The following is a 21,552-nucleotide window of genomic DNA, read 5'->3' as shown; positions in this document are numbered from 1 at the left end:
GTAAAAGAAAAAAGCTCAAGTTTAACTTGAGCTTTTTTTTGATTTAAGTTTTATTAATATGAACAACCTGCTGAATCGTATTTTCGAGCAGCCCACTCAGTCCGAACTGGGCACCGATGCCCGAATGCTTCCATCCACCAAAAGGTACATGCGGGAAAATCTCACCATGCGTATTGATCCACGCCGTACCACAACTCAGTCGTTGAGCAAACTGCTGCGCCTGCTCCAGATTGGATGACCAGATCGAACCACCTAAGCCAAAATCCGTATTGTTGGCTTCAGTCAGTACTTCTTCAATATCGTGATAACGAATCAAAGGTAACACCGGACCAAACTGCTCTTCCTGCACCAGACGGCTATCTGGGCTTACATTGGTCACAATTGTTGGTGCAATAAAATAGCCTGTATCCGGTAGATTCTGACCAGATGTCATGACTATTGCCCCTTCATCCTGAGCTTCCTGAATCATGGCCTGAACTTTTTGGTATTGCTTGATGTTTTGCACTGGGCCAAAAGTAGTCGTCTCGGCTAAACCATCTCCCAGAGATTGTTGCTGTGCGACTTTTACTAATTCCTGTGCCAGTGAATCATATTGGCTGTCATGCACATACAGCCGTTTCAACGCTGCACAGGTCTGGCCCATGTTGATAAAAGCTCCATTAAAGATTCGGGTTGCCATTGCCTGGATATCGGTATCTGGCAAAACAATGCCTGCATCATTGCCACCAAGTTCCAGTGTCAGATGTTTGAAAGTCGCGGCTGCATTTTGCATGATTCTTTGCCCAGTCGCAGTTGAACCGGTAAATACCACTTTGGCAATTGCAGGGTGACTGGTCAGATTGGCACCGACCTCACCGCCTCCTGTAAGTATAGAGACCACTCCAGGTGCAACCTCTTGCTGAATCAGCTCACCGAGTCGAAGTGTCGACAATGGGGTAAATTCTGAAGGTTTATTGATCACCACGTTGCCAGCGCGAATTGCCGGCATGATATGCCAGACAGCAATCATTAAAGGCCAGTTCCATGGGGTAACCGATGCCACGACCCCTAAAGGCCGATGATGAAGTTCGATCCGCTTGTTGGCATCATCCTGTAAGATTTCAGTTTCAATCTTGAGTTCTGCCTGATAGCGGGTCCAGGCAATGGCCCCACCGACTTCAAATTCAGCCAGTGCATAGGGTTTGCCCTGCTCCTGCACCACTAGACGAGCCAACTCTTCCCGATGTTCTTCAATACGATCTGCAATACGATGCAGGATTGCCTGTCGCGTTGCATCATCCGTATTTTTCCAGTGTTGAAATGCCTGCTCGGCACTACGGATGGTATCTTCAATTTGTGCTTCCGAGGGAGAGGAACATAGGGCCAATACCTGCTCATCAGCAGGATTGATCACTACAAAACTTTCGGCAGCGCCTTGTACCATTTTTCCTTGAATAATACAGCCAACGGGTTGGGATACATGCAAATTAGTCATCTCTTCATCCTGAATCAGATATTTTTGTTGTTCCCTGACATTAGCTGATTTTGTCTGAATGGAGCTTGCATATCACATTAGGCATAAAGTCCTGAATGCACATTTTGTGCATGGAAAATAGAAGAATCATCTTTCGGAATGCTTTTTAAGCGCTTCAAATATCACTTCCTTTAATTTCTTGCCTATAGCTCATTCTTCCTTACCTCCTGTTCGAATTTATGCAACAGGATGTCCTGATCTTTGAAATTTCGTAGAACATCACATTGGCCTATATTGGAAATAAAGAATCACAGTGATAGCGTCATGAATAGCACAACCATTCCAGTTTTCAATCCCGATTTACCGGTTCACATGACATTTGAAGAACATGACTGGCATCTCCTGGCTCAATATTGGTATCCAGTGGCCTTAGCCCGTGATATTTCCAAACAGCCGTTAGGGACAATATTGCTAGATATGCCTCTGGTCATTTACAAGATGCAGGATGAACTGATCGTGGCCAAGGATGCCTGTCCGCATCGTGGTGTGCCTTTAAGTCTGGGAAAAAATGATGGTCAAGGCGTGGTCTGTCCTTATCATGGCTTGCGTTTTGGTACACAAGGTAAATGCAACCGTATCCCTGCCCATCCACAGCATAAAATTTCAGATCGGTTTCATTTACGGACCTATGCCGCGGTTGAACGTTATGGTCTGATCTGGTGTTCACTGACAGCTGACAAAGACGCTGAACCGAATATTCCAATGATGCCTTATTGGAATGATGCAGATTATCAGCAACTGGTTTGCCCACAAGTCGACATCAAATGTTTTGCTGGCAGACAGCTAGAAGGCTTTATTGATGTCGCCCATTTTGCCTGGGTACATCCGGATACCTTTGGTGATCCGAATGATGTCGAAGTCCCGGATTACACCACAACGGAAACTGAATATGGTTTTAATGCCGACTATATCAGCAGTGTCGGCCGTTATCCGATTGGGTTAGATCAGCGCGGTCAGGAAGATTTTAAATGGCTACGACATTTTGAAATTAGTCTGCCCTTTACCGCGACCCTGACCATCCATTTCCCTAATGATGCCAAACAGGTGATTATGAATGCTGCCTCACCGATGACCGCCCGTCAGACCCGACTGTTTGCTCCCATCTGTCGTAATTATGATAAAGACTTACCTGTCGAAGAAGCCTACGATTTTAATCTGAAGATTTTTGAAGAAGATCGCCTGATTGTCGAAAACCAGAAGCCTGAGTTTTTACCGCTAGACTTATCTCTGGAAGCACATTTCCCGGCAGATCGCAGCTCCAGTATGTACCGTAAACTGTTAAGGAAAAAAGGCTTTAATCCTTTATTTGCAGCTTAATCACCTTGAAGCTGATGATCTATATATGGATCAAAACCCAATAAAAAAGGAGATCATCTAGATCTCCTTTTTTCACCTGCAACCGCTTATGCGATTGGCGGTGTATAAGTACCATCAGCAATTGAATCTTTGATACGGTCCGCTTCTGCAAGCACGAGTGCCAACAGGTTCTTCACGTTTTCAAGGGTTGCAACCGGGCTTAAAGTCGTCATTTTCAGAGATTGAACCTGACCGACTTTAGTGACACCAATGTTCGCTTCACCACGTGCAAACAGTTCGTCTGCGACGTTCTGATTCAAGGCATCGACAAACTCAGCTGGATAGCCTGCTGGAACCACACGGAACAATACCGATGCAAATTGTGGCTCAACCAGAAGTTCCAGACCATCAGTTGCCTTGATGTAATCTGCAACTTCACGAGTCAATTTCACGCCATGGTCGATCATCGAACCATAAAGCTCTTCACCCAACGCTTCTACAGTCATCCACAATTTCAACGCGTCGAAACGACGAGTGGTTTGTAGCGACTTCGACACCAGGTTAGGTACACCGTGCTCTTCGTCATAAGCAGAGTTCAGATATTCTGCTTCGTAGTGCATGAAACGATAGTTCGCTTCATCTTTCAGCAAGAATGCACCGCATGAAATGGTCTGGAAGTAATGCTTATGGAAATCCAGTGTCACAGAATCAGACAGCTCGATGCCATCCAGCATAGAACGATAGTCATTAGACAGAATCAGTGCACCACCCCATGCTGCGTCGATGTGCATCCACGCGCCATACTTATTGGTGATTTCACGAATCTGTTTGAGGGGATCAATTGCACCAGCATCAGTTGTACCAGCAGTTGCCACCACACATGCCACGATCTTGCCTTCAGACTGAAGATGTGCCATGGTTTTTTCCAGAGCATCAACATCCATCTGCGCATTTTCGTTCACAGGAACAGTCACAACGGACTGGAAGCCCATGCCCATCATCGCCATGTTCTTTTGCACAGAGAAATGCGCATTTTCAGAACAGATGACTTTGACGTTACGCATTGCATCCGCTGGGATACCATCACGCTGAACCGACCACGGATTACCGTTTTCATCTTTCCAGTTTTTCGCGATGCAGGCATCACGCGCCAGCAATACGCCCATCAGGTTGGATTGTGTACCACCAGAAGTGAACACACCTGCCTGACCTGAGCCATAGCCGACTTTTTGGCGTAACCAGTCAATCAGTTGCACTTCCATCAAAGAACCTGCTGGGCTTTGATCCCAAGAGTCCATGGACTGGTTAGTGGCGTTAATTAACACTTCCGCGATCTGGCTGGTTACCATCGTCGGGCAATGCAAATGCGCAAGCGAATGCGGGTGATGTACTTTCAAGCTCTTGTTGAGGAATAGCTCAACCATACGCTCTAAAGATTTCTCTACGCCCAAGCCTTCTTTAGAAGGATTGAACGCAATTGCGCTACGCAATTCCTTGATGCTACCGCCGGTATACATCTTGTCGTTTTGCAACCATGCTGCAACCGCTTTGGTCGCCTGATCCATCGCCGACTCATAGTCAGCGATAGATGCAGCATCATTGCAGAGTAACGCTTTACGGTGTTCTGCAAAATCTACCATGAATTATGCGCCTCGAACTGCGATTAGAGCTTCAGCAACCGCTTTCTTGAAGCGAACCAGAACTTCTTCACACTCAGCTTGAGTAATGATCAATGGGCAAAGTAAACGGATTACTGTACCGTTACGACCACCTTTTTCCAGCAACAGTTTGTTGTTGAAACAAGCGGTTTGAATTGCTGCAGCCAATTGGCCATCAGCAGGAAAAGAACCCATATGATCTGCTGGTTTACGCTCGTCGACGATTTCAACACCAATCATCAGACCGCGACCACGTACGTTACCGATACATGGGAATTCAGCAGCCAGTTTTTTCAGTTCAGCTTGCAGGAAATCACCACGTTCTTGTGCATTTTGCGCAAGATTTTGTTCTTTAATGGTTTGTAGAGTCGCAAGACCTGTACCCATTGCCAGCTGGTTACCACGGAAAGTACCGGTGTGGCCAGCTGGTTGCCATGCGTCAAATTTACGTTTAATACCCAGTACTGCAAGTGGCAAGCTACCGCCAACGGCTTTAGACATTACAACCACATCAGGTTCGATACCAGCATGTTCGAATGCGAACATTTTGCCTGAACGCGCAAAGCCTGCTTGAACTTCGTCAAGAATCAACACAATGTTGTGTTTTTCAGTCACTTCACGGATTTTCTGCAACCATTTTACAGGTGCTGTTACCACCCCACCTTCACCTTGAATCGCTTCAAGAATCACAGCTGCTGGCTTGGTTACACCGCTTTCGACATCTTCAATGAAGTTTTCGAAATAATAAGTCAAAGCATCAACGCCCGCTTCACCGCCTAGACCCAATGGGCAACGGTATTCATGCGGATATGGCATGAATTGAACGCCTGGCATTAAACCATTCACCGAGTTCTTCGCAGACAGGTTACCTGTCATTGCCAAAGAACCGTGAGTCATACCGTGATAGCCACCAGAGAAGCTGATCACTGAACTACGGCCAGTAAAGGTTTTGGCAAGTTTAATCGCTGCTTCAGTCGCATCTGCACCAGATGGGCCACAGAACTGTAAGCAATATTCTTCTTTACCACCTGGAAGGTAGGAAAGAAGAGCTTCAGTGAAAGCATCTTTTAAAGGAGTGGTTAGATCCAGGGTATGCAGTGGGAGACCGCTTGCAAGCGTATCCTGGATACTTTGAATCACCGCAGGATGATTATGGCCCAAAGCCAATGTCCCTGCCCCAGCTAAACAATCAAGGTACTCAGTACCTTCAACATCGGTAACCCAGCAACCTTGTGCTTTCGCTATCGCTAACGGTAATTTACGTGGATAACTACGCACATTCGATTCCATCTGACTTTGGCGAGTCAAGTAGTATTCGTTTGTGGAATTGGTGGCAGGGTTTACAGAAGTAACGCTCATATCGAATTACCATCTCTGATATGGGTTGAAAGAAATAAGTCTGGTGACGTTTGGTCCTTTGACTCGGTGCTTTATAAGATTTTAGTTAGCCATAATCTTAGTTAACTAACTTAGGAGGCGGATGATACCGAATTTTTCAGGAAAATAAATAACTTTCAACTCAATTTACCTGAAAATTTATCGAAAAAAAATATCATGCCTGTCTAAGCTCTAAATTATCATCTTAACGTGTGACAAAGGAAAGAAAAGCAGCTTCTTTTATACTTTTTTGTAGCCTTTCAGAAAAGTTTGCAATTATTTTAATAATGCATTAATAAATATATAATTTTTAAAATAATTAAACTTTAAAACTACAGAAAAAATAATCGAAAACTTAACACTCTTACCACAAATATTTCGTAAAAAGATCACAATTGAGATTTAATATTTTAACAACGGCTTAGATGGCCAATTTTAAGAAAAACAGGACAATTTCATGCGTCTCTTAGCACTTACCAGTTTGATCCTTGCCAGCACCCTCGCCACAGGCGCATTTGCAGCTCCTGCTGAATCTCTGAATTATAATGTTGTTAATCTTTCAGCAGAGGCTAGCCGTGAAATCTCAAATGATGAAATGCATGCTGTGCTTTATATTGAAAAATCCAACAAACAGCCGGCTGAACTAGCCACTCAAATTAACCAGCTGATGAATCAAGCAATTGCCACAGCACGCAAATATCCAACTGTGAAAATCGAGACTGGGGCACAAAGTACTTACCCTATTTATGACAATGACAACCGTAAATTGAAAGAATGGCGTGGTCGTGCCCAGATTCGTCTAGAATCAAAAGATTTTAAAGCGACATCTCAATTAATTGCTGAATTACAACAGCACTTCCAGACCCAGTCGATTAATTTCAAGGTATCTGACGAAAAGCGTAAAAAAGTTGAAAGCGAACTGATGATTGAAGCCACCAAAAACTTCCAGCAACGCGCACAGGCACTCACCCAGACCTGGAACAAACCGAGTTATCAACTGGTGAACTTAAACCTGAATACTAACAATTATTCACCACAGCCAGTACCGCGTATGGCCATGATGAAATCTGCATCGGCTGATATGGCGGTTCCTGAGCAGGAAGTTGCGGCAGGCGAATCGCAAATGACCGTCAGCGCGAATGGGGCGATTCAGTTTAAATAAGTCTTAATAAAATTATTTAGATGTTTAAAAACCACCCTTTTGGGTGGTTTTTTATCACTTGAATATTCTGTGAAAAATCAATGCTACAAATTCATACAAACTCAGATATGAATTGAGCTTTGATCGGTTTAGAGTAACGGACATTTGTGTCAGCCCTCTCTCTCCTCATGTCACTCGATCAACTAAACCTGTATCTGTTTCATCTTCTCAATGTACCTGACCAAGCCTCGATCTGGATGATTAACTATGCCAGTCTGATAGCGCATGATCTGGTGTATTTATTTCTGCTGATTTTTGCTATTACCTGGCTGCGTGGCAGTCGTGAAATCAAAACAGGGATTATTAAAGCTGCGATCTTCACAGCAATCACCTTGTCGATTAGCGAGGTATTATCTGCCGTTCTAAACACACCCCGCCCTTTTGTCATGGAGGTTGGTCAAACCCTGATTGAGCACGCACCTACAGGTTCATTCCCAAGCAATCACATGAGTATTTTTAGCGGGATTGCCTTTGCCTATTATTTCTCAGCACAACGTGATTTGGGTCGAATCCTACTCTGGACTGCTTGGCTTGTCGCTTGGTCGCGGGTTTATGTGGGTGTACATTTTCCGATTGATATGATGGGAGCATTCGTGATTGCTTTGGCAGTCAATCTTGCTGGCTTACCGCTCTGGTGGAAATATGAGAATAAAATCATGAGCTTTATTTTCAGCATTCATCAATTCCTGTTTAAGCCTTTTATTCGGATGGGCTGGGTGAAGTAAATTTCCAGACATAAAAAATCCCGCTCGAAAGCGGGATTTTTTTATAGACCGAAGATTTAGTAAATCGCCATATGATTACGGTGAATCATCTCTAAAGAACGCGCTTCACCCAAGACCTGATGCACTTTATCTGAGGCCAGACCTTTCACGATTTCCGCTGAACGTGAACTGAAGTTGACACGTCCTACAGCAATGCGGTGACCTTGTCGGTCAACACATTCAACCACATCACCACGGTCAAAATGTCCTTCTACCGCTTTGACACCGACCGGCAACAGGCTACGGTGATTCTCTTTAATGGCTTTAACCGCACCATCATCAATTACCAAACGACCTGCGGTTTGCAGATGCGCTGCCAACCATTGCTGATGTGCAGTCATGCGATCATCATCAGTGATAAATAACGTACCCAACATTTCACCTGCCATCAGGCGCGATAAAACATTGTCGCTATCACCACTAGCGATCAGCGTTGGACAACCAGATTTTGCAGCCAGACGTGCAGCACGGACTTTGGTCAGCATACCGCCACGACCAAATTTTCCGCCGCCGCCTGCCATATCAAACAGGCTTTCATCCATGGCACGCACGGTATGAAACAGTTTGGCATCCGGATTAGAACGTGGATCCGAGTCAAACATGCCTTCCTGATCAGTCAGGATAATCAGCAGATCTGCATGAACTTGACCTGCGACCATCGCAGCTAAGGTATCGTTATCACCGAAACGAATTTCGTCAGTAGAAACCGTGTCATTTTCATTAATGACCGGAATCACATGCCAATCAATCAGGTGCTGCAAAGCATCACAAGAGTTGAGATAGCGACGACGGTCTGCCAGGTCATCATGAGTCAATAACACCTGAGCAGTTTGAATGCTGTGTTTTTCCAGCACACTTGACCAGGTCTGGATTAAACCCATCTGACCAATGGCAGCACAAGCCTGAAGACTGGGTAGATCGGTGGGTCGATTCTCAAGTTTCATTCGAACCATACCTTCAGCCACAGCTCCGGAAGAAACGAGAATAATCTCGTGTCCGGCATTGTGTAGATCCGCGATTTGTCCCGCCCAATGCGAGATAGCATCTAAATCTAAACCTTGCCCGTTTGCTGTGAGTAAAGATGATCCGATTTTAACAACGATTCGTTTACAATCCTTGAGCTGACGTTGCCCATCTACCACTTCTATCATCTTGTCCTCAGACTTATCTTTAAAAGATTAACGTACGTAATATACTTCTACGTCGCTGTCGTCATCATCTTCATCATCAAAGTCATCGCCGCCCAGACGTTGAGCGCGACGCATTTCACGATAAGCTTCTTTCGCAGCAATCGTTTGTTCACGTGTTTCAGCTTCAAGCTGATCACGGAATTCTTTCATCTCTGCTGCGTATTCAGGATCTTCAACTTCGCGTTCGCGTTGCTGCTCGATTTGATCCATCAGGTAATACACCACATCCTTAGTTCCTTCAGCCGTTAAGCCTGAAGTTTTAAAGACAGGACCTTCCCACTGCAATTCTTCAAGAATGTGATTACACCATTCATCGCGAGTATCTACAGCAAGCTGATCGACCTTATTCAGAACCAATACCACCGGTAATTTTGAAAGTGTTGGGGAGAATTTTTGCAACTCATTCAAAATCGCTTTGGCATTGTAAGCTGGATCTGAACCGTCAATCGGTTGAACATCGACAATGTGAAGCAGAATACGGGTACGTGCCAAATGTTTCAGGAAGCGAATCCCGAGACCTGCACCTTCTGCCGCACCTTCGATCAGACCTGGAATATCCGCCATTACAAATGAACGGTGACGATCCGCATCCACTACACCCAGATTAGGTACCATGGTCGTAAACGGATAATCTGCCACTTTTGGTTTTGCTGCAGAGACTGCACGGATAAAGGTTGATTTACCTGCGTTTGGCATGCCAAGCAAGCCCACATCAGCCAGTACTTTCAGCTCAAGGCGGATTTCACGGAATTCGCCTTTAGTACCATGTGTACATTTACGCGGAGAACGGTTGGTTGATGATTTGAAGTGCGTATTACCCAAACCACCTTGGCCACCATGTGCCACTAATACTTTCTGGCCATCTTCAACCAGATCGCCAATAATATCGCCAGATTCTGAATCGACGATTGTTGTTCCCACAGGAACTTTTAAAATAACTGATTCGCCACCACGACCAGCACAGTTTGCGCCAGCACCGTTTTTACCACGTTCAGCGCGAAATTTACGGGTATAACGATAATCTACAAGGGTACTCGTGTCGTCGTCAGCCTGAATATAAATGCTGCCGCCACGACCACCATCACCACCATCTGGACCACCAAATGGTACGAACTTTTCACGGCGAAAACTGGCTACGCCATTGCCACCGTCGCCAGCCTCTACGGTAATGACTGCTTCATCAACAAAGCGCATAATGCCAATCCTCTAAAAACTTTAAAAACCGCCTATTCTGCCATATTTTAAAGCATTTCTCGACTATATTTATTCACTATTCCATGAAGATCATGCATTTCAAGCAGATTTTTTTTGAGCTTGTATCAAAATTTTAAAAGTACAATCCAGCTTGAATTGATCGTCTGATGTACATATAGCTCGCAACGCTAAGTTGGTTGTTTTTTGTTATTTCTGCTTGTCGTAACATCTTCATATAGTGCAATTCTTGCAATCAGAGTTTTTGTTATGTCAAATCCTAAGGAAAGGAATACTATCAGTCCATTGTCATCATAATTTGTTTTATTGATGGCACTTGCTTGTGGTCTATGCGCAGGATCAGCATATTTTAATCAACCGCTTATCTATTCGATTGAAAAAGGTTTAGGCATTAGCACCAGTGAAGCTGGTTTGACTGTAGTGATTGCACAAATTGGCTATGTTTTAGGTTTAATGCTCTTGGTCCCACTAGGTGACTTTTTAAATAAGCGCAAACTCATTGTTAGCTTAATGGTCTTTGCTGCTCTTTCTCAGATTTTATTATCGTTAAGTAGCAACTTAAGCACGCTGTATCTATTTACCCTTTGTGCGACGTTTGGCGCAATTTCGGCACAAGTCCTAATTCCTTTTGCATCGAGTATTAGCCCACCCGAATCCAGCGCAGCCACTGTAGGTAAACTCATGAGCGGCTTGGTCATGGGCATCATTTTATCGCGAACATTTGCAGGCTTTGTATCGACCTATTGGTCTTGGAATGCTGTGTATTTCACCAGTGGTATCATCACTTTAGGTTTTGCGATGATCATGTGGAAAAAACTTCCGAACACGACGCCGCAAGCAGGTTTAACAATGATAGGAATTTACCGCTCGTTGTTTATCATTGCTCAAAATAATCCACATCTGATTCGTCGTGCCTGTGCTGGTGCTTTGGGTTTTGGTATTTTGTCGATGATTTTTACCTCTATGACTTTTGTCTTAGGCAGTGCGCCATATTACTTTACTGATTTTGAAATTGGTCTGTTTGGCTTGCTTGGTGTGATCGGGATTTATTCATCAAGTTGGTCGGGTAAAATTGTGGGACAAGGTAGAGAAAACTTTGTAGCAAAACTCTGTATTGCTTTGATGTTTTTCTCAACTATCCCTCTATTTTTTGCCCAGCAAAATATCGTGATTTATGCGATTGGCGTACTCATGGCATATTTTGGTTTAACAGCATTTCACGTGCTCAATCAAAATTTGGTCTATCGGATTGATCTTAAATCCCGTTCGCGAATTAATGCGGTGTATATGACGATTTACTTTACTGGTGCAGCTATAGGTTCACTCGGTGCAGTATATGCCTGGCAGCATTTTGGTTGGATGGGTTGTGTGATTCTAGCTTTGGTTTTTTCGATTGGAATTTTACTGATTGATCGGTGGGATTTTAATAAGATGGTTAAAAATTAAGTGTTTTATGAGGAATAAATCGAATGGTTTATTCCTTTTCTCATTACTAATTAAAAATTTAATGTTTTTCGATATAACGCATATTCGTACATCTCCTCAATCAATTCATCAAGTTTTTCAGAAAATGCTATCCTAAAAAACTGATGATAGATTTCCTCATTATTTATTCCATATATATGCGAGTCAATTTTGCTAGCAAGCTCACGATATTCGTCGATCAGTTTTCCTAATTTTTTATTATCTTGATTAAAATTTATAAAACTCAAAGCATCATTTATATTTTGCCTTAGGGGACTTAAAGAACCCCATATCCTTCTGATTTCACATGGCTCGATTTTAGGACCTAAAAATTTTTTTATCATTTCATTATCTAATTCATTTAAATAGTTATTAAGTACAAGCGCCAGAAGCTTATTAGTTTGAGCTTTATATTCCTTTAAATAAATTATTAAATCTTTAGACTGAGCAGCAATTAATTCACTGCCTTTTTGCTCTCGCCAATTCGTGTAAGTCATTAAGACCGCTATTGGAGCAAATATCCCCGCCGACCAAAGCAAAAGATTTGTCGCTAAAGTAATATCAACTTCTAAACTTTTAAAAATTGCATAAATAGCGATGCATAAGGTTAAGATAATTGCGTAGACTGCTAACACTGTCGCAATCAAATTTTCTGATTTTTTCATCTATTGCTTCCCCAAAAGCAATTTAATTTTTATTTAGCAACACGCTCTTTATTTTCCAAAATCTCTGGCAAACTCCGCTCTACCCAGCCAATCAAATAATTTATTTTTTCTGCCGCTTGCGAACCGGTAATGGTCAATTGATATTCCACTTTAGGGGGTACAACCGGATATACCGTTCTTAAAATAAAACCATCTTGCTCCAGCATTTTTAAGGTTTGCGCCAGCATTTTTTCACTGACCCCTTCAATTCGCTGTTTCAGCTCACTAAAGCGATGTACACCCTCACTTAAACAGCGCAATACCAGCACTGACCATTTATTGGTGAGATGTTCCAGTATTTCACGGGATGGGCATTCATTAGATAGCACCTGTCCCAACAATGGACTGATTGCATACTTGGTCATTGAAGAGTTCCTTTCTTGATCACGGTTTTTAGTTATTACTTACTATTTTTAATGTACTTACCATTTGTAAGCTAACAGATTCATATGAGCGTATCAAGGTGAATTTTCCATCAATTAATGTATATGATTTTATTAAGCTGATTGGCCAACTTTATTTTCCACAATAAAAAAGAGCCTCAAAAGAGGCTCTTTTTTTAGATGACTTCTACAAATTATGCATTTGTTTCAGCAGGAACTTTTGGATAGCTTACGCCGCCCATTTGTTCAGCAATGCGAAGTACCTGGCAGCTATAACCTACTTCGTTATCATACCAAACGTAGCAAGTTAAACGGTTGCCTGAAGTGATGGTCGCTTGAGCGTCGAATACACCTGCAGTACGAGAACCGATAAAGTCAGAAGATACAACTTCAGTCGAGTTTGTATAACCGATTTGACCTTGAAGGTTAGAATTGATTGAGATTTGGCGAATGTATTCATTTACTTCATCACGATCAATTTCTTTGTCTAAAGTCAGGTTCAGAATTGCAAGAGATACGTTTGGCGTAGGAACACGTACAGAGTTACCAGTCAACTTGCCTTTCAGTGCAGGAAGTGCTTTCGCAACCGCTTTAGCAGCACCAGTCTCAGTAATAACCATGTTCAATGTTGCAGCACGGCCACGACGATCAGCTTTATGGTAGTTGTCGATCAGGTTCTGGTCGTTTGTGAACGAGTGAACTGTTTCAACGTGACCATTGATCACTGTGTATTTGTCGTTTAACACTTTCAGTGTTGGAGTGATCGCATTGGTTGTACAGCTTGCAGCAGAGATGATTTGATCTTCATCAAGGATGTCAGCCTGGTTCACACCAAATACAACGTTCTTCATGTCACCTTTACCAGGTGCAGTCAGAATTACGCGAGCAGCGCCTGGGCATTTCAGATGTTGAGCAAGACCTTCAGCATCACGCCATTTACCAGTGTTATCGATCACTAATGCATTTTCGATACCGTATGCAGTGTAATCCACTTCAGATGGATTAGATGCATAGATCACTTTGATGAACTGACCGTTTGCAATGATTGCTTCGTTTTCTTCATCTACAGAAATCGTACCAGCGAATGGACCATGAATTGAGTCACGACGTAATAAAGACGCACGTTTTTCAAGGTCACCATCAGATGATTTACGAACTACGATTGCTTTCAGGTTCAAGCCGCGGCCTAGACCTGACTGGCTGATCATCAAACGGGCCAGGATACGACCGATACGACCGAAACCGTAAAGCACCACGTCTTTACCTTCTACAGAAGTTGCATTGCCTTCAAGTGATTTCACAGCGTCAGCAACGAATGCGTTAACATCACCACCTTTTGCTTTGAATTCAACAGCAAGTTTGCCTAGATCAATTTCAGCAGTACCGATGTTTTCCACTTTTGCCAATGCTTCAAGGATTGGGAAAGTGTCTACAACAGAAAGCTCAACGTCTAATACGCGAGTACGACGATGCGCTTTAAGGATCTGGATTACAGAACGGTTAATTAAAGAGCGACCGTAAACTGTAGCTACGATATTTTTTTCACGATATAACTGACCTACTAGGGCAATCATACGTTCCGCAAGTTCTTCACGGTTTTTCCAACGACCTTGGTGCTCTGCATGGAGGGCAACGATAGTGTCTTTGCTCACAGATACGTCCTCTAATTAATTGTAAATCTAAGCATAAATTTCAAAACCCGATAATTGTAATGGAATTGGCCGCAAGTTTGAATCAAAAGCTGATTAACTCTGGCCGAAAATCCGATATATTCACTATAAATTTTGAAAATAATTGTAATTAGTCAGATGATTTTGCATTTAAAATTTGAAAAATCATCTATTCCCTGTAAAAACCAGATTTTTGTTAAATGTTGTTTATTCAGCCAAATTTATCATTCAAGAATCTAAACGTTTCTGATAACGCTCTAAATTTTGTGCTAGTGTCAGGCGTCTTTTTCGTTGTTCAATAATGTGTAGTATACCTTCAATTACCAACAATACGACGGCCAGCCAGATCGGAAGATAGGTCAGCCATTCACCGGCTTCAACCCGCTCCCCTAATGCCATAGACGCAAAAGCCAAAAGTACTGGCTCCAGATAGCTCAGCAGACCAAAAATTACGAAAGGCAGATAACGGGTTGCCAGAATATAACTACCTAAGCCTAAAGCACTTAAGAAGCCCAAACCCAACACTGCCAAGATGAGATGAGGGAAACTGACCATAAGCTTGAGAGAATCGCTATGTACAAAGCCCAGATAGAAAGCCACTGGCAGAATCAGACACAAGTCCCACCAGAATCCACCCAAGTGATCCGTACCAAAGCGACGGCGCAGGAAGAAATACAGTGGATAAGCCAAAGCCACATAGACCGTTTCCCAGGCGATCGAACCGATTCGCCAGATTTCATGTCCCACACCTAATATGGCCAGTGCGACTGCTGCCATCTGCCAGCGCGACAACTTCTCTTTATAGAGCACACATCCGACCAGCACCATGACTAAAGGCAACAGAAAATATCCCAGGGATACCTGTAAACCGCGGCCATTAATTGGTCCCCATAAAAAGAGCCACAGCTGTGTGGTACATAACAAGGAACTGATGATCAACCAGATCAGAAAAGCAGGTTGTTTGAGAATGCGTTTTAAAATTTGAGTGATATGGCTGAGGTCACCTGACCACCACATGAACGCAGTCAAAAATGGAATGGTCGCCAGCATCCGCCAGGCAAAGGTCTGTTCACTGTCTAAAGGCTGCAAAAATGGCGTGAATATATAAAGAACACCAAATACCACTGATGCCAATACCGATAATGCAATGCCTTTATACATGCTTCAAACCTAAAATCACTCCAGCGCATTATAACGATTAGTCTAAAATAAAGCTTGAAGATTCATCTGACCAAAGGTGATAACAAGGCAAAATACATGATTCAAAAAAGAGAAGGATTAAAAAAACCATGCCGAAGCATGGTTTTTATACATAACCCGAGTGGCTTTTTATTTTCTTGCCTGTTGGGTCTGTTTAGTATGAATCACATCACTCAAATCGTAACCCACAGATTGCGCATATTGCAGGTATTCATTCACCACATTCTGATCCAGTTGAGGATCACGTGACAATACCCACATATATTTACGTTTAGGCTCGCCGACCAGTACAGTTTGATAATTATCATCCAGTTTCAATACCCAATAATCGCCACGGCCCACTGGTAACCAGCGAATAAACTCTGGCAAGAAACTTACTTTGAGCTTGGTGTTATAAGGAGCATTCTGAATGTATGCCTCACCTACGGATTGAGTCACCTGACCATTTTTCTGGATACAGCGGTTATCTACATTAACGTTACCATTTTCATTTAATGTATATGTCGCCGTAACGTCACGATCGCACTTATTCTGGAACGAAAGTGGTTTACGAGCCACTTCATACCAAGTGCCCAGATAACGGTCCAATTCAACTTTCTCTACAGTGGGTAAAGAATCGTTCTTGGCATAAGCCATGGTTGCAGCCCCGAGTCCGAGTAGAACTGCACCACCCACTGCAATTTTTGCAAGTTTCAATCCCGCATGAGGGAGATTATTTTTAGTTGTCATACGATACCTATTTGATCAGGACAAAATTTTCAACATGAATATTTCGTACTTACAATAGCGGCATCCGCAGACATACTTTGTAGCATTATGTTAGGTTTGTGATTGATTTTACGTAATTTAAATCTGTAATTTACACACAGACCTAACTTAACATCTGCGCTTTTAAACGTAAAATTTCATCCCGTATACGTGCAGCCTGCTCAAACTGCAGCTCTTTTGAAGCCTTGAGCATTTCTTTTTCTAGTTTATTGATATGCTTCGCGAACATCTTTGGATCGGCCATGATATGGCGTTCATCTGCACTGATCGCACGGGCCTGATCGGAAGCTTTCAGCTCAATAGTTTCATCATCCAGCACTTCGCCTGTATCAATTTCCTTAATCACCTGACGTACTGCACTACGTGGTGTAATGCCATGCTCTTCATTAAACTGGATCTGTTTGGCACGACGGCGTTCAGTCTCATCAATCGCTTTTTGCATAGAATCGGTAATGCGATCCGCATACAAAATCGCTTTACCTTTCAAGTTACGCGCTGCACGACCAATGGTCTGGATCAGTGAACGCTCTGAACGCAGGAAACCTTCTTTATCCGCATCCAAAATCGCAACCAGTGAAACTTCTGGCATATCTAGACCTTCACGCAGCAGGTTAATGCCGACCAGAACATCGTGCACACCGGTACGCAGCTCATGAATAATTTTCACACGCTCAACAGTATCAATATCGGAGTGCAAATAGGCAACCTTGATTCCGTATTCTTTTAAATAGGACGTCAGGTCTTCTGCCATACGCTTGGTCAAGGTCGTCACCAGCACACGTTCATTCATTTCCTTACGGATATTGATTTCAGACAGTACATCATCGACCTGAGTCAGGACTGGACGGATTTCAATTTCCGGATCAATCAGACCGGTTGGACGAACCACCTGCTCGACTACCTGTTCAGATTTTTCCAGTTCATATCGTGCAGGTGTGGCACTGACGTACACGGTCGTCGGTACAATACGTTCCCATTCCTCAAATTTCATTGGACGGTTATCCAGCGCACTTGGCAAGCGGAAACCGTAATTCACCAGATTTTCTTTACGGGAACGGTCACCTTTGTACATGGCTCCAATTTGTGGAACAGTCACGTGCGATTCATCGATAATCAGCAAGGCATCATCGGGTACATAATCAAAAAGCGTCGGCGGTGCTTCGCCTGCCGGACGACCCGATAAATGACGTGAATAGTTTTCGATACCGTTGGTATAACCGAGCTGCTGCATCATTTCCAGATCATAACGGGTACGCTGCTCGATCCGCTGAGCTTCCAGCAACTTGTCATTTTCACGGAAAAAGACCAGACGTTCTTTTAATTCATCTCGAATGGTTTCAATCGCGCGAGCCAAATTGTCTTTCGGTGTTACATAGTGACTTTTAGGATAGATCGTGACACGCGGCACTTTACGGATCATTTTCCCGGTTAAAGGATCAAACCAGCGAATGGAGTCGACTTCATCATCAAACAGCTCAATCCGGATGGCATCCTGATCCGATTCGGCTGGGAAAATATCAATGATCTCACCACGAATACGATAGGTACCGCGCAGGAATTCCAGTTCATTACGCGAATACTGCATTTCAACCAGACGGCGAATAATATCATCACGTCCAATACGGTCGCCTTCGACCACATGCAGCAACATGCTCATATAGGCATTCGGATCACCCAGACCGTAAATCGCAGACACTGAAGCGACAATAATTGCGTCGCGACGTTCTAAAAGTGCACGGGTGGCCGAAAGACGCATCTGGTCAATGTGGTCATTAATTGCCGCATCTTTCTCGATAAAGGTATCTGAAGATGGTACATAGGCTTCTGGCTGATAGTAGTCATAATAACTGACAAAATATTCAACCGCATTATTCGGGAAAAATGCTTTAAATTCGCCGTAGAGCTGTGCAGCCAGCGTTTTGTTATGGGCCATGACAATAGTCGGACGCTGGGTACGGGCGATGACATTGGCCATAGTATAGGTTTTACCTGAACCGGTAACCCCCAGCAAAAGCTGATCGTGATAGCCTTTTTCTATACCCTTGACCAGCTTTTCAATGGCCTGTGGCTGATCGCCAGCAGGTTGATAATTGGTCACCAGTTCAAAGGGTTGTTTATCACTCATAGCTTTAATCATTTCACTGCGGATATCGACTCAATTTATTATGGGGGTAAAACTGAATTACTCAATCCCTATCCAGGTTTCTGTTTAGTAAAATAAATCGAGTGAAATATTATGCTTTCGTAGCTTAAAGTCGTTTTAGATCTAAACTTTTCTATCAAAATTGAATCAGCATAAATTTCGAGCCGGATCATTACTTCATTCTAGCTTATTCGCTATTCAGCTAAAATTTCTGGACAAAGTTCTGCCTTATCTGATGATGTAATAAAGATTAATTTCGTCTTGACCCTTATAGCGTTCAAAGGCAACATGAAGCTAATCAGGACATCGAATAAAAAAGCCATGACTTACCATTATCACGATGAAAGTATTGTTAAATCTCTGCCAGAAAATACGGTATTTGTTTTCGGAAGCAACTTGGCTGGACAACATGCCGGAGGAGCAGCCAGAACAGCTTATGAGCATTTTGGGGCGGTCATGGGGGTTGGTCGTGGCTGGGCAGGTCAAAGTTATGCCATTCCGACTATGAATGAGCATTTGCAACAGATGCCTCTCTCACAAATCCAGCACTATATTGATGACTTCAAGATTTACACCAAGAACCATCCTAAAATTAAATATTTTATTACTTCGGTCGGTTGTGGCATTGCTGGTTATAAAGTCGAAGAGATCGCTCCAATGTTCAAAGGCATTTCTCACAATGTCATTTTTCCGCAATCTTTCCGGCCTTTTGTAGAAAAAGCGCTTCCGAAAATTACGTCGCAATTCCTGCATACCATCTTTCGGGATTCGGTGATTTTTACTCCGGCAACAGATGAGCTGATTGATGTTCTGGCACTGACCGACAATGAAAAGAGTCTGGCCAAGATTCTGCTTAACACTCAGATTTATCCGGTCGACAGCAATGGCCGTGATCGTGTATTTGAGATTGAAGATATTCTGCATAACCTGAATGGCAAGATTTTTGATTTCCAGAATAATTCTGAAGGTTCCATGCTGTTTGGTGCTGTGATTTTGGCACTTCTGGAACTTTATAATATCAATGAAAAAGACTTTATTGATGTCTGGAAAGGCGATCGTGAGATTGCCCCGCCAAAACCTGAAAATAAGGCGCGTAAAACAGTTCGCTAAGAAGATCTCAAATTTTACTCATAAAAAAGCCATGAACTTCATGGCTTTTTTATTTGTTAACGTTTGCCCATTGAACGGCGTGTACCACGAGGTGGCATCCAAGTCCGGTCGGCATAACGCTGCGGTTTAGGTCGTAGATCTTCCAGAACCTCATCTGAAGCAGATTGTTCTGCCTGTTTTAATGGAAACGGTAAATTAACCAATGGCTTTTTCTTGGGAGAATTTTGGGAGCTCATGCGCAATACTCAATAATTTATGCGGCTATTGTACAAAAAAACTCTATCTGCTGTGTACCATCGGTTAGCTAAATTTATTCAAGCTTTTTCTAGTGAGTTTAAAGCAGAAAATTTCCTGATTTCTTGTACAAATCACGTCCAGGATAGAAAGCTTAAATCATTATTTAAAACTTAGATTAATGAGAAAAATGTTACCCACTTATTATTCTATTACTTCGATAAAACTGAAAATTTTATAAAAATTAATATCCTATTTATCTTCACTATTCATAATAATTTTTACATAAATATATATTTTATTAATACAATTTATACAAACTTTGGCATTTTTTACTTTCTGTTAACTTTTCACTACTCGTTCTGTAACTGTGTAAATTGGTGAGATTTAACTAAATTGTTCAATAGAAAAACAAATAACTAGCACGGACAAGGAGTCCTCTGAACAATGAAGACAATCATGGTATGCATGGCAGGTCTAGCCACATTACCCCTGCTTGCACATGCAGAATCCCCATATTTCAGCCTACAGGATGGCGATGGCTTTAAACGATTTTCCGTTTCAGTCGGTGCACTGCATGTCATGCCACAAGGAAAAGCACAACCATTTGCGGTAAATACAGCAGTTCAAGATGGTGAAACGGCTAAAGTTGGTGACATCTCGATCGCTGCAGTCAAAGGCAATCTTGATCCTGCTATGGAGTCGAATCTTTCAACCGGCTTCATTAACCTCATCGATGGCTTAGGCGGAAAAACTTTATCTGGCAATTTAAGTGGCAGTGCAGAGATTTATGGCTTGGAAAGCTGGAATAATGCTGGAACAGGTCTGGAAGCTGATGATGTCACTACACTCGGGATCATGACCAACTATTTCTTTACCGACAATGTCTCACTGGAAATAAAAGCCGGCATTCCTCCCAAAGTCGACTTGCAAGGTAAAGGCAAGATTTATGCACCATTCTCTGCAATGGCAACGCCAAGTATTGATTTAATTCCTCAAATACCGGGTGGCATTGATTTACCGAGTATTGACTTAAAAAATGACATCCCGATTACGGATCTGGAAGCATATGGACCGGCAGCATCTGCACGTGCCTGGACCCCGGCTTTTGAATTTCAGTACCATTTTGGCAAAACAGGTGTCAATAAATTCCGTCCTTATGTCGGGCTTGGACTCATGTATGCCTATTTCAATGAACTGGAAATCAATTCAAGTACTGAACAAGACCTGATTAAAGCCGGTCATATGATTGCCAACATTAAGGAAGGCAAAGCTGGCGCTTCTCTAGATGGGATAGAAAGTAGTGCTAATCCAAAAGTTGATCTGGAAGCGTCTGATGCTTTTGCTCCTGTCGCGACTGTCGGCTTCACTTATGACTTTAATGATACCTGGTTCGCGGTAGGTTCTGTATCTTATGCTCATCTGAAAAATGACACCACGATTACGGTAACAGATGCAAATCTAGGTGAACTGATTCGCTCCAAAGCCGATATTGAAGTCAATCCAATTCTGGCCTATGCCGGATTCGGGATGCGTTTCTAATCAATTAATTCTTTCATTAAAAAAAACTGAATACTTCAGGACAACGGCTACGGCCGTTGTTCTGTTTTCTGACGTTCTATGCAGCTATAAAAAAAATTTATCGTTTGATTAATTTTTATTTTA

At 42.8% G+C, this 21,552-nt stretch carries 18 protein-coding genes; 6 read left to right on the top strand and 12 right to left on the bottom strand.

The window, feature by feature from the left end; all coding sequences use genetic code 11:
• Positions 1 to 43: 43 nt before the first annotated feature.
• Entirely contained in the window at positions 44 to 1,474 is a 1,431-nt protein-coding gene (locus tag FTU46_RS07085) for an aldehyde dehydrogenase family protein (protein ID WP_180104635.1), read from the bottom strand.
• A gap of 303 nt (positions 1,475 to 1,777) precedes the next feature.
• On the opposite strand from FTU46_RS07085, the gene FTU46_RS07080 reads away from it, so the two are divergent.
• A complete protein-coding gene (locus tag FTU46_RS07080) occupies positions 1,778 to 2,830 on the top strand; it encodes an aromatic ring-hydroxylating dioxygenase subunit alpha (RefSeq protein WP_180104634.1) in 1,053 nt (350 codons plus the stop codon).
• 86 nt (positions 2,831 to 2,916) lie between these two features.
• On the opposite strand, the gene FTU46_RS07075 is transcribed toward FTU46_RS07080, so the two are convergent.
• Positions 2,917 to 4,449 (bottom strand): aspartate aminotransferase family protein, encoded by a 1,533-nt coding sequence (locus FTU46_RS07075; RefSeq protein ID WP_034703653.1) that lies wholly within the window; start codon positions 4,447 to 4,449, stop codon positions 2,917 to 2,919.
• Between the two features lie 3 nt (positions 4,450 to 4,452).
• Positions 4,453 to 5,826: a diaminobutyrate--2-oxoglutarate transaminase gene (locus FTU46_RS07070; protein WP_180104633.1), complete on the bottom strand. Its 1,374-nt coding sequence runs from the start codon at positions 5,824 to 5,826 to the stop codon at positions 4,453 to 4,455.
• A 475-nt stretch (positions 5,827 to 6,301) separates the two neighbouring features.
• On the opposite strand from FTU46_RS07070, the gene FTU46_RS07065 reads away from it, so the two are divergent.
• Together FTU46_RS07065 and FTU46_RS07060 are read left to right on the top strand one after the other, a co-directional pair.
• Positions 6,302 to 7,006 carry an SIMPL domain-containing protein gene (locus FTU46_RS07065; RefSeq protein WP_004646521.1) on the top strand — a complete coding sequence of 235 codons (705 nt, stop codon included), beginning with the start codon at positions 6,302 to 6,304 and terminating at the stop codon, positions 7,004 to 7,006.
• 167 nt (positions 7,007 to 7,173) lie between these two features.
• Positions 7,174 to 7,770: a phosphatase PAP2 family protein gene (locus FTU46_RS07060; RefSeq protein WP_180104632.1), complete on the top strand. Its 597-nt coding sequence runs from the start codon at positions 7,174 to 7,176 to the stop codon at positions 7,768 to 7,770.
• A gap of 56 nt (positions 7,771 to 7,826) precedes the next feature.
• Here FTU46_RS07060 and proB read toward each other — a convergent pair whose 3' ends face one another.
• Positions 7,827 to 8,960, bottom strand: coding sequence for a glutamate 5-kinase (gene proB / locus FTU46_RS07055; RefSeq protein ID WP_180104631.1), 1,134 nt, complete (start codon positions 8,958 to 8,960; stop codon positions 7,827 to 7,829).
• A 27-nt stretch (positions 8,961 to 8,987) separates the two neighbouring features.
• A complete protein-coding gene (gene cgtA, locus FTU46_RS07050) occupies positions 8,988 to 10,193 on the bottom strand; it encodes an Obg family GTPase CgtA (RefSeq protein WP_004782712.1) in 1,206 nt (401 codons plus the stop codon).
• A 327-nt stretch (positions 10,194 to 10,520) separates the two neighbouring features.
• On the opposite strand from cgtA, the gene FTU46_RS07045 reads away from it, so the two are divergent.
• A complete protein-coding gene (locus tag FTU46_RS07045; protein WP_180104630.1) occupies positions 10,521 to 11,657 on the top strand; it encodes an MFS transporter in 1,137 nt (378 codons plus the stop codon).
• A gap of 50 nt (positions 11,658 to 11,707) precedes the next feature.
• Here FTU46_RS07045 and FTU46_RS16705 read toward each other — a convergent pair whose 3' ends face one another.
• The 6 genes from FTU46_RS16705 to uvrB form a co-directional block, all read right to left on the bottom strand.
• Positions 11,708 to 12,340 carry a hypothetical protein gene (locus FTU46_RS16705; RefSeq protein ID WP_257218977.1) on the bottom strand — a complete coding sequence of 211 codons (633 nt, stop codon included), beginning with the start codon at positions 12,338 to 12,340 and terminating at the stop codon, positions 11,708 to 11,710.
• 29 nt (positions 12,341 to 12,369) lie between these two features.
• Positions 12,370 to 12,744: a helix-turn-helix domain-containing protein gene (locus tag FTU46_RS07035; RefSeq protein ID WP_159123113.1), complete on the bottom strand. Its 375-nt coding sequence runs from the start codon at positions 12,742 to 12,744 to the stop codon at positions 12,370 to 12,372.
• Between the two features lie 212 nt (positions 12,745 to 12,956).
• Complete coding sequence (locus FTU46_RS07030; RefSeq protein ID WP_180104629.1) at positions 12,957 to 14,414, bottom strand: glyceraldehyde-3-phosphate dehydrogenase; 1,458 nt, start codon at positions 14,412 to 14,414, stop codon at positions 12,957 to 12,959.
• 246 nt (positions 14,415 to 14,660) lie between these two features.
• Positions 14,661 to 15,593, bottom strand: a complete 933-nt coding sequence (gene rarD / locus FTU46_RS07025; protein ID WP_180104628.1) for an EamA family transporter RarD — start codon at positions 15,591 to 15,593, stop codon at positions 14,661 to 14,663.
• A gap of 168 nt (positions 15,594 to 15,761) precedes the next feature.
• Positions 15,762 to 16,361: a lipocalin family protein gene (locus tag FTU46_RS07020; RefSeq protein ID WP_180015125.1), complete on the bottom strand. Its 600-nt coding sequence runs from the start codon at positions 16,359 to 16,361 to the stop codon at positions 15,762 to 15,764.
• Positions 16,362 to 16,503: 142 nt separating this feature from the next.
• Positions 16,504 to 18,525: an excinuclease ABC subunit UvrB gene (uvrB, locus tag FTU46_RS07015; RefSeq protein WP_034170047.1), complete on the bottom strand. Its 2,022-nt coding sequence runs from the start codon at positions 18,523 to 18,525 to the stop codon at positions 16,504 to 16,506.
• Between the two features lie 339 nt (positions 18,526 to 18,864).
• Between uvrB and FTU46_RS07010 the strand changes: the two genes are divergently transcribed.
• Positions 18,865 to 19,653: a hypothetical protein gene (locus tag FTU46_RS07010; protein WP_034580895.1), complete on the top strand. Its 789-nt coding sequence runs from the start codon at positions 18,865 to 18,867 to the stop codon at positions 19,651 to 19,653.
• 56 nt (positions 19,654 to 19,709) lie between these two features.
• On the opposite strand, the gene FTU46_RS07005 is transcribed toward FTU46_RS07010, so the two are convergent.
• The gene (locus FTU46_RS07005) at positions 19,710 to 19,889 is read right to left on the bottom strand and encodes a hypothetical protein (protein WP_004782731.1); all 180 of its coding nucleotides are present in this window, start codon (positions 19,887 to 19,889) and stop codon (positions 19,710 to 19,712) included.
• 445 nt (positions 19,890 to 20,334) lie between these two features.
• On the opposite strand from FTU46_RS07005, the gene FTU46_RS07000 reads away from it, so the two are divergent.
• Positions 20,335 to 21,429 carry an OmpW family protein gene (locus tag FTU46_RS07000; protein ID WP_034702885.1) on the top strand — a complete coding sequence of 365 codons (1,095 nt, stop codon included), beginning with the start codon at positions 20,335 to 20,337 and terminating at the stop codon, positions 21,427 to 21,429.
• Positions 21,430 to 21,552 lie beyond the last annotated feature (123 nt).

The sequence above is a fragment of the Acinetobacter sp. YH12108 genome, assembly GCF_013419055.1.
Classification (GTDB): Bacteria; Pseudomonadota; Gammaproteobacteria; order Pseudomonadales; family Moraxellaceae; genus Acinetobacter.
The sequence above is the reverse complement of the archived record's forward strand: the minus strand, read 5'-3'. Positions and strand labels throughout refer to the sequence as shown.